The organism is Haloferax sp. s1 (genome assembly GCF_058382125.1).
On record NZ_JBZRPK010000601.1, the window covers coordinates 1 to 9040 of the forward strand.

At 57.4% G+C, this 9040-nt stretch carries 9 protein-coding genes; 5 read left to right on the plus strand and 4 right to left on the minus strand.

All coding sequences use genetic code 11. The features are described 5' to 3' along the window. The first annotated feature begins 178 nt into the window (after nt 1-178). The 4 genes from QT222_RS12125 to nagZ all read left to right on the plus strand — a co-directional run bounded on the left by QT222_RS12125 (nt 179) and on the right by nagZ (nt 4175). Nucleotides 179-445, plus strand: a complete 267-nt coding sequence (locus QT222_RS12125; protein WP_491477323.1) for a hypothetical protein — start codon at nt 179-181, stop codon at nt 443-445. Nucleotides 446-596: 151 nt separating this feature from the next. Next, nucleotides 597-1574, plus strand: coding sequence for a carbohydrate ABC transporter permease (locus tag QT222_RS12130; protein WP_014732645.1), 978 nt, complete (start codon nt 597-599; stop codon nt 1572-1574). Between the two features lies 1 nt (nt 1575). Then, nucleotides 1576-2487: a carbohydrate ABC transporter permease gene (locus QT222_RS12135; protein ID WP_004056415.1), complete on the plus strand. Its 912-nt coding sequence runs from the start codon at nt 1576-1578 to the stop codon at nt 2485-2487. Nucleotides 2488-2582: 95 nt separating this feature from the next. Continuing rightward, complete coding sequence (gene nagZ, locus QT222_RS12140; RefSeq protein WP_004056416.1) at nt 2583-4175, plus strand: beta-N-acetylhexosaminidase; 1593 nt, start codon at nt 2583-2585, stop codon at nt 4173-4175. Between the two features lie 97 nt (nt 4176-4272). Here the strand turns inward: nagZ and QT222_RS12145 are convergent, their stop codons facing one another. Genes QT222_RS12145 through QT222_RS12155 form a run of 3 tightly spaced genes read right to left on the minus strand, consistent with a single transcriptional unit; the run spans nt 4273 to nt 6677 of the window. Further along, the gene (locus tag QT222_RS12145; protein ID WP_004056417.1) at nt 4273-4647 is read right to left on the minus strand and encodes a Rid family detoxifying hydrolase; all 375 of its coding nucleotides are present in this window, start codon (nt 4645-4647) and stop codon (nt 4273-4275) included. Nucleotides 4648-4693: 46 nt separating this feature from the next. Then, nucleotides 4694-5401, minus strand: a complete 708-nt coding sequence (locus QT222_RS12150; RefSeq protein WP_491477324.1) for a PIG-L deacetylase family protein — start codon at nt 5399-5401, stop codon at nt 4694-4696. Nucleotides 5402-5450: 49 nt separating this feature from the next. Next, complete coding sequence (locus QT222_RS12155) at nt 5451-6677, minus strand: aminotransferase class V-fold PLP-dependent enzyme (protein WP_014732644.1); 1227 nt, start codon at nt 6675-6677, stop codon at nt 5451-5453. Nucleotides 6678-6846: 169 nt separating this feature from the next. On the opposite strand from QT222_RS12155, the gene QT222_RS12160 reads away from it, so the two are divergent. Then, the gene (locus QT222_RS12160; RefSeq protein WP_491477325.1) at nt 6847-7977 is read left to right on the plus strand and encodes an ABC transporter ATP-binding protein; all 1131 of its coding nucleotides are present in this window, start codon (nt 6847-6849) and stop codon (nt 7975-7977) included. Nucleotides 7978-8513: 536 nt separating this feature from the next. Here the strand turns inward: QT222_RS12160 and QT222_RS12165 are convergent. After that, entirely contained in the window at nt 8514-8669 is a 156-nt protein-coding gene (locus tag QT222_RS12165) for a hypothetical protein (RefSeq protein ID WP_004056421.1), read from the minus strand. Between the last annotated feature and the right edge of the window lie 371 nt (nt 8670-9040).

Below are 9040 nucleotides of genomic sequence, written 5' to 3' on the forward strand. Positions count from 1 at the left end.
GCCAACGCCACACTACTAATTTAATATATCATACCCGCATGGAGGTCAAAATGAAAAGCCCGCATCTTTCAGCGGAGAAAGCCTCGTCGGTACCCACCCGTGAACGGAATATCCGAAGAAAACCGCCGAGGGCCTAAACACCTAGAAAGATCCCGCCGTCAACGCCGACATCGCCTCGATGACCGGCTTCCTGCCGACGATAAAAAGCGGCTTCGACCAAGAGCAGTTCTCCGGACCGCTGTACCAGAAGTTCTCCGACGAGGTGCTTCCGGGTGCGAAGACGTTCCCACAGGTCATCGGCTGGGGCGAAGTCGAAGGGACAATCAAGAATGCCGTGACCGATATCCTCACGAAAGGTGTCAGCGGCGACTGGAGCGAAGGCGACACGAAAGCCGCACTCGACAAGGCGGTACAGCAGGCAAACAACGTCCTGAGCGAAAACTAACGCGGTAGCGACGAGACGACGCGAGACAACGCAACACGCGACGAGACGATAGCGTCCCCGATGAATGGGTCTCGACTGACAGTGTCAGGATACCCAATTACCCTCCAGAATTTGAGAACATATATATGAACCAATTGAGAAGTGATGACACATGTTAGAGCGTGCCAGAAGTGGTATCACCAGAGCCGTCCCGAACTGGGTACAGGCTCGACTACCCAGACTCAGCGACGATACACGATTCGCCTACAAACTCCTCTTGCCGGCGTTCGTGATGATGGGACTCATCCATTTCCTGCCCATCATCTGGGGGTTCTACATCAGTTTCGTCCAACTCGATGCGGCCTACGTGTCGAACTGGTGGAATGCGCCAATCGTCGGCTTCGAAAACTACGCCAAGGTATTCAACCCGAACACTATCGTCGGTGCTGAGTTCTGGACCTCACTCCGACAGACGCTCATCTTCACGGTCGGGTCCGTCATGGGCATCTACACGCTCGGGTTGGCGACGGCCCTGCTTTTGAACAGAGACTTCAGAGGGAAACTCGCCGCTCGGACGCTCGTGTTGGTGCCGTGGATTGCGCCCGCGGTCGTGACCGTTCTGACCTGGCAGATGATGTTCCGCACCGACACGGGGATGATTAACCACATTCTTCGGTCGGTCGGGCTCATCGACGGGTCGTTCTTCTGGCTCATCGGCCCGCGGTCGATACTCGCGATTACCGCCGTGTGGACGTGGCAGAACTTCCCGTGGGCGGCGATTATGCTCTATGCGGGCTTGCAGTCGATTCCAGAGCACCTCTACGAGGCCGCAGAGACCGACGGCGCGGGTCGATGGGGGAAATTCCGGTACATCACGATGCCACAGCTAAAGCCCGTTTCAGTCGTCATCGTCCTCTTGATGGTCGTCTGGACGCTCATCAACTTCACCGTCCCGTACGTGCTTCTCGGGTCGAGTCCGAGCGACTCCGGAAAGGTGCTCATGTTGTTCATCTACAACTACGCGTTCACCAACTGGTCGTTCGGTCTCGGCGCTGCGATGAGTGCGATTCTGTTCATCGTCGCAATGATACTCGCGTACATCTACTACAGTCGTGTCATCGACGGCGAATTCGAGGGAGGTGCTATCTGAGATGTTGAGCGCACTCCAAACTGAAGACGAAGACGGCCGCATCCCGGAGTCGTGGCGTTTGACGACCGACGGGCGTGAACTCCTCTTCGATGCCTTCGCGCGGTTCGCGCTCGGGTTGGTACTTCTGTTCGCGCTGTTTCCCATCTGGATGATGGTGATGAACAGCTTCAAATCCCGAAGTCAGGTGATGACGGAGAATCCGACGCTCATCCCCACGGAGTTCCACGTTTCGAACTACTTCGAGATGTGGCAGCGCTTCCCGCTTTTCGAGTACTTCCTGAACAGCCTCATTATCGCCAGCGTGACGACGGTCGTCACCATCCTCATCGCCAGTCTGGCTGCCTACGCGTTCTCGCGGTACGAGTTCCCCGGGAAGGCGAAGCTCGAACTGTCGATTCTCGGGACGCAAATGATTCCCGGCGTGCTCATCCTGCTGCCGATGTACCTGCTTTTCATCAACATCCAGATGCAGGTCGGCCTCCCGATGAAAGACACGTATCACGGACTCATCTTCCTCTATTCGACGTTCACCATCCCCTTTGCAATCTGGATGCTCCGCGGATACTTCGATACGATTCCGAAGGCGCTGGGTGAGGCTGCACGAATCGACGGCTGTACGCGACTCGAAGCACTTTTCCGTGTCGTGATGCCGCTTGCAGCACCCGGCATCGCCGCGACGTCGATGTTCGTGTTCCTCCTCGCGTTCAACGAGGTGCTTTTCGCGTCCGTCCTCGGCTCTGACAGCGTCACACCGTTCGCGATTGGCATTCAGGAGTTCCAGACGCAGACCCAGACCTACTGGGGACAGATGATGGCGGCGTCGACGGTCGCGACGATTCCGCTGTTGTTCCTGTTCGTCCTGTTCCAGAAGCCAATCGTCTCGGGACTCACCTCGGGAAGCGTAAAGCACTAACAGCACCCCCAAGGCGATTTTTTGCTCGGGCTGTAGCACTAAGCCGTGCGTCAGACAGTAGCACTAAGACCATCCCCCACGACTGTCCGGTCGAAATGGCAGACAACGTGTTGACAGCGGAGCGCCCCGTCCATGCGGTGCCGCTCGAAGAAAAGGTCGGACAGTTGTTTGTGGCCGGTTTCGACGGGGTCGAACCGACCGACGACATCGAACAGTTAGTGTCGTCGCACCATCTCGGTGGCATCATCTACTTCAGTCGGAACATCGAGTCACCGTCGCAGGTCGCGTCGCTCTCGGAACGACTCCAAACCATCGCGCGCGAAGCGGGCGAGCCACCACTCCTCATTGCGACAGACCAGGAAGGCGGCGTCGTCTCCCGGTTCGACTGGGGTGCACAACTGCCCAGTCAGATGGCACTCGGGGCGACTCAGGACCCAACGAGACTCCGGTCAGCAGGCGAAACAGTCGGCGAAGAACTCGCCTCGCTCGGCATTTCGATGAACTTCGCGCCGGTTCTGGACGTTAACAACAACCCCGAAAACCCGGTTATCGGCGTACGGTCGTTCGGGGACGACCCGGAAGCCGTCGGCGAGTTAGGGTCGGCGCTCGCGTCGGGGTTCCAGTCCGCTGGAGTCATCGCCTGCGGGAAGCACTTCCCCGGACACGGCGATACCGAGACCGATTCGCATCGGTCGCTGCCAGTCATTCCACACGACAAAGACCGACTGGAGGCCGTCGAGTTCGTCCCGTTCCGCCGCGCCATCGACGACGGTATCGACGCGCTCATGACGACTCACATCGCTTTCCCGGCGATTACGGGAGACGACACGCTCCCGGCCACACTTTCGAAGGAAGTCCTCACCGGCCTCCTTCGCGAGGAGTTCGAATTCGACGGACTGCTCGTCTCCGACTGTCTGGAGATGAACGCTATCGCTGAGACAGTCGGAACGGCCGAAGGAGCGGTGCAAGCGATTGCAGCAGGTTGTGACGTGGTACTCGTATCGCACTCGCCCGAGCGCCAGCGAGAGGCTATCGAACGGGTCATCGACGCCGTCGAGTCCGGTGAGATTCCCGAGGCGCGCGTCGACAGCGCGTTCGAGCGGGTGAGAGAATACAAGCACCGACAGTTTACCGAAGAGCGTGAGAAGCCGCAAACGTGGACGGAGACAGTCGAGCAATCGCGCGAGGTCGCACGACAACTCGCACGAGAGGGAGCGACCGTCGTCCGCGACCGCGACGACACACTCCCGTTCGACACGTCAGCACCCATCCACCTCGTCGGCTTTACCGGTGACGCCCAGTCGGATGCGGAAGACGACCGATACGACCCGAACGACTTCCGCACGTCGCTTGCTCGAAACGAGACGAAGGTGTATCACCACGAGGTCACAGACACCCACGGATACGAACATCCATTCGACGGGGGCGAACAAGTCGTCGTCGCAACGTACCACGCACGGTCGAATCCCGGACAGGCACGGGTCGTCCGCGAGATAGCGGATGCAGCGACCAGACTCGCAGTCGTCTCGGTCCGTGACCCCTACGACCTCGCCGCAGTACCAGACGCTTCGACGTACGTTACGGGCTACGGCTACTCACCGGCAATGCTGGATGCACTCGCGGACGTGGTTGTCGGGAAAGCAGGCGGAGACGGGACGCTACCGGTGACGATTCCGGGTGTGGAATGATGTTTCAAGAGGGGTATCCGGGCCTCAGTGTAGAATGACGGGTCTAACGTCGAATGACGAGTTCCGCGGAGAAAACTGACGAATAAGGGTGGGTCGGTTACGCTTCGGCGACGACTTCGATTTCGACTTTGATGTCGACCGGGAGCTTTACGACTTCGACCGCGCTGCGGGCAGGGTACGGAGATGACAGCAGTTCGCCGTACACCTCGTTTACCTCATCGTAGTACCGCATGTCGTTGACGAAGACGGTCGCTTTCACGACATCGTCGAGGGAGGCACCGCCAGCACGGAGGACTGCCTCGACGTTTGCGAGAGTCTGTCTCGTCTGTTCGCGTACATCTTGGCTGACAACGTCGCCGGTTTCGGGGTCGATTGGTCCCTGTCCGGAGACGTAGATGGTGCCGTCGGTTTCGATGCCTTGAGAAAACGGGCCGATACTTGCGGGTGCGTCGTCGGTGGTGAGTTCGCGCATTGTAGAGCGTAGTTTGAGTAGTTGAAAGTGATTGTCGGGTCGATACTCAGTCCATCAGGAAGTCTCGGGCCTGGTCGTGAAGCGGTGCGAAACCTTCGGCGGCCTCACAGCCGACGCGTTTCCCGAGGGTCATCCCTTCAGCACGGAGGCTATCGACGAGGTTGTCGAACTCCGCGTCGATACCGCCGTGGTCGATGAGGAAGTCAATTTGCGAGACGTGCTGTTCGAGCGCCCCGATTTTCGTGTCGAGGTAGCCGGAGATGTCGACGAACGTCTCGGCTTCGAACGACGACGTGGGCTTCCCGAAGAAGTAGATGTTGTCGGGGTCGCACGGTTCGAAATCGGTCTCGACGAGCGGGAGTGACGCCATATAGTACGCATCGGTTACGAGGCGGGCGGTCGCCTGATGGTCCGGATGCATGTCGTCCTTGAAGTGCGTGAGGACGACGTCGGGGTCGTACTTCCGGAGGGTGTCTACGAGGGCGAGGCGGTTTTCGAGCGAGTACTCGACACGGCCGTCTTTGAAGCCGAGGAACTCGACTTCGTCAACGCCGAGAACGTCGCCCGCGGCGCGGGATTCCTCAGTTCTGACCGCCGCAACGTCTTCTTCAGTGTCGCTCCCGAGACCGCCGTACTCCCCGCGAGTCATGTGTGCGACCGTGACGTGGTCACCACGTTCGGCGTGCTTTGCGAGCGTTCCGCCACAGAAGATTGCAGCGTCGTCTGGATGTGCGACTATTGCTAACAATTTCATCGCGGTTGTCAGTTTGACTAACTGACTAAAATAAGTTTACTTTCGGTTGTCAGTTCTCGACGTTTGCGACGATGCGGTCGGCGACGTAGTCGGCCTCGTCGTCGGTGATACACATCGGGTTCGCAACGACTTCGCCCTCGTCGATTCTGTCGCCACCGAGGTACACGCGAGGGTTCTCGGCGCGAAGTCGGCGGACGAGTTCGATAGCGGTGGTTTCGGACGACTCGTCGACGTTGATGACGACTTCTGGGGCGACGCTGACGTCGCTGCCGCCGGTGACGTGCGTCTCCAATCCGGCATCTTCGATGGCGCAAGCGATGTTGTCGGCTCGGTTCTGCCATTCGCGCTGTGTCTCTGCTTGCTCTTCCTCCATGAACGCCTCGAGGGCGTAGATGAGACCGACCAGTTCCTCCTTGCCGACCTTCATCGAGCGACCGATTCCCTGTCGGGGAACGCCAGCGAAGTTATCGAGGTCGATGAGTCGCTTCGGTGGCGACCAAGCCGCTTCGGCGACGTGCATGTCGAGGTGTTGGAGAGCGATGGACTCGATATACTCCTGTTTGCCAGCGACGATTCCGGTCGTTTGTGGGCCGCGAATTCCTTTCCCACCACTGAACACGACGAGGTCGGCACCCTGCTCGATGAAACGGGAGAAGTTCGAGCGTGGCGGTAATTCGGCGGCCGCATCGACGATGACGGGGATGTCGTGGTCGTGAGCGATGTCGGCGACTACATCGAGCGGTGGCTCGGTGTACGACTTTTCCATATAGGCGATGGCGGCCGTCTCGTCGGTGATGTTCGCCTCGATTTCCCACGGTTCCACGTTCGTCGAACCGGTTCCAAGGTGAAGGTCGTTTGTCCCGATGTCGACGATAGTTGCACCCGCAGCGCGGAGGGCGTGGTCGTAGCCGGTTCGATGCGTCCGGGGCATCAGTATCTCGCTTGGCAGTCCCTCAGTGTCAGGGAGGCGGTCCATCGCTGCTATATCGTGGCCTGCGATAGCCGCTGCGGCAGAGAGACATAGCCCAGCAGCCGCCCCACTGGTAACGTAGCCGGCTTCCGCGCCGGTGATTTCGGCGATGCGGTCCGAAGCGGCCGCCTGGAGGTCCCCAAGCTCAACGAAAGTCGAGGCGGCGTCATTCATCGCTTCGAGTGCCTCTGCTCTAATGAGGCTCCCACCGATTCGTGTCTTCGTCCCGGCCGCGTTGACCACTGTCGGGACGTCCAACTCTCCGTATATGGAGTCGGTATGACTCCGGTAACGTTGCTCTGTCATTGTGGCTCACTGGAAACGAACGAGTCGTTAGTGACTCCAGATACTTTCCTGTGTCACCAGCTTTGCATATAAACGTTCGCTTCGACTCAAAAGTGGGGTTTCGGAGGTCTCGCGTGGGTAGTGATGACAAAGCATTATATAGTTTGACTGTAAACGTTGGGAAGAAAGCATGTCACAGTTAGAGCTGCGTAACCTCCGGAAGGAATTCACCGGAGGGGGCGAGAGCGTCGTTGCGGTCGACGATGTCGATTTGACACTTAACGATGGTGAGTTTTTGGTTCTTGTCGGTCCCTCGGGATGCGGCAAGTCGACCACACTTCGAATGATAGCAGGATTGGAATCGGTCACAAGCGGGGATGTCATCGTCGACGGTGAGTCGATGACGGATTTGGAGCCACGCGAGCGCGATATCGCCATGGTGTTCCAAAATTACGCCCTGTATCCGCACATGACGACCCGAGAGAACATAGGGTTCGGACTGAAGATGACGACCGGCCTCGACTCCGAAGAACGGAATCGGCAAGTCGAGGATGTCGCCGAGTCGCTGGGTATCGAAGAGCTACTCGACGATTATCCGAAAGAGCTGTCCGGCGGGCAACAACAACGCGTCGCGCTCGGCCGTGCAATCATCCGCGACCCCGAAGTGTTCCTGATGGACGAGCCGCTTTCGAACCTCGATGCCAAGCTTCGGACGCAAATGCGCACAGAACTCAAAGCGCTGCAAGACGACCTGAACGTCACGACCGTTTACGTCACTCACGACCAGACCGAGGCGATGACGATGGGCGACCGCATCGCAATTCTGAACCACGGAGAACTTCAGCAGGTCGGCACACCGCTTGAGTGCTACCACCAACCGGCCAATAAGTTCGTTGCTGGTTTCATCGGTGCTCCCTCGATGAACTTCATGGATGTCGCGTCCAAAAACGAGCGGCTCATCCACAAGATGTTCGACTACGAGATCTCCGAAGCAACCGCCCAAGCGATTGAGGGGTACGACCGTGTGACGTTAGGAATCCGGCCGGAAGACATCCGAATCGTGGATGGTTCAGATGTCCAAAACCCGATTCCCGCCGAAGTGCACCTCGTAGAACCACTGGGGGACGTGTCACACGTCGCACTGAACATCGGCAACAAGCGGTTTACGGCCGCCGTTCCAGGTGGTCAGAAGTTCGACCGCGGTGAGGAAGTAACACTACACTTCCCCGAAGATAGTCTCCATCTGTTCGATGCCACCTCCGGACAGACACTGAAAAATAGTTCGCGGTCGGCCGACGAAGAACCCGTCATTCACGCCTGAAAATAGCCAGAAACTCGACTGCACGCGACCACTGGACGTGGTGCGTAGACGAAGGATTGGATAGTCCGCGCGCTACCCATCGAGTCCGGAACTGACGAGTCGATAGTTCAAGAAAGCGGCAGAGAGGGTATCGTTTCGGGCTACAGGCAGGTCTAGGCGCATATAATACTGTATATAACACACAATATGATTAGTTGCCGGTGATACTAACTGCTGAAAAATAGAATGTTTAACATAGTTTGAACGAGTATCTTTTAAGATAATTCATCTACTCAGCCTAAGTCGAACACAGCTTCTTTTATGATAATTCAAACTATGAGGATTATTTAGATTATGTAAATTTCTGAAATGGTTATGCGCAGTATTTGTATAGTTGTGAATACACACAACTGTAGGAATCAGAGACCGTACCGTAATGCGACGAAATCCGCATCGTGGGCGAGGCGGGGGACACGCACTATTAGCACGTATTGGGGCCGAAAATCCCGATATTGCCACTCACATTCTATCAGTGTGAAAACAGCCAATTCCTTGGCTCAGCGCAGGTACTTGTAAAGGACGAACGAGAAGAGCAAGAAGAGCGGGATAAGAGAGACCGCCGCCTCGATAGGTACCAAGAGAAAGACAACTGCAGCAACCACGACGAATTCGAGGACGATTAGGGCGCTGAGGAGTTCGGCCGGCTCAGCCATGTTCGCCTCCCAGTTTATGGTCGGGATGCTTGTACCTACTGGAAGCACGAGGAGAGCAGATGTTCGCAGTTAACGTTCGAACCAGAACAACGGTCCTCGTAGTATCCGCGCTCGATAGCCTCGGTGACAAACTGCCACTGGCGATTCGCAAGGACTTCACTCGAGTCGTATGACCGGGTCAACGAGAGAACCTCGTACGGGATACCAGCAGCCGTCAACTTGTCAGTATACGTCGATAACTGTTTTGTGAGGCAATCGCCTCGGCAAAGAACCAGCCATCTTGGAGAAGCAACGGGTATTGTGGGAGGATTCCAGAGGCGATGAGTGCCTCGGACGAGAGAACATCGGGCGTATTTTCAAAATAATCATTG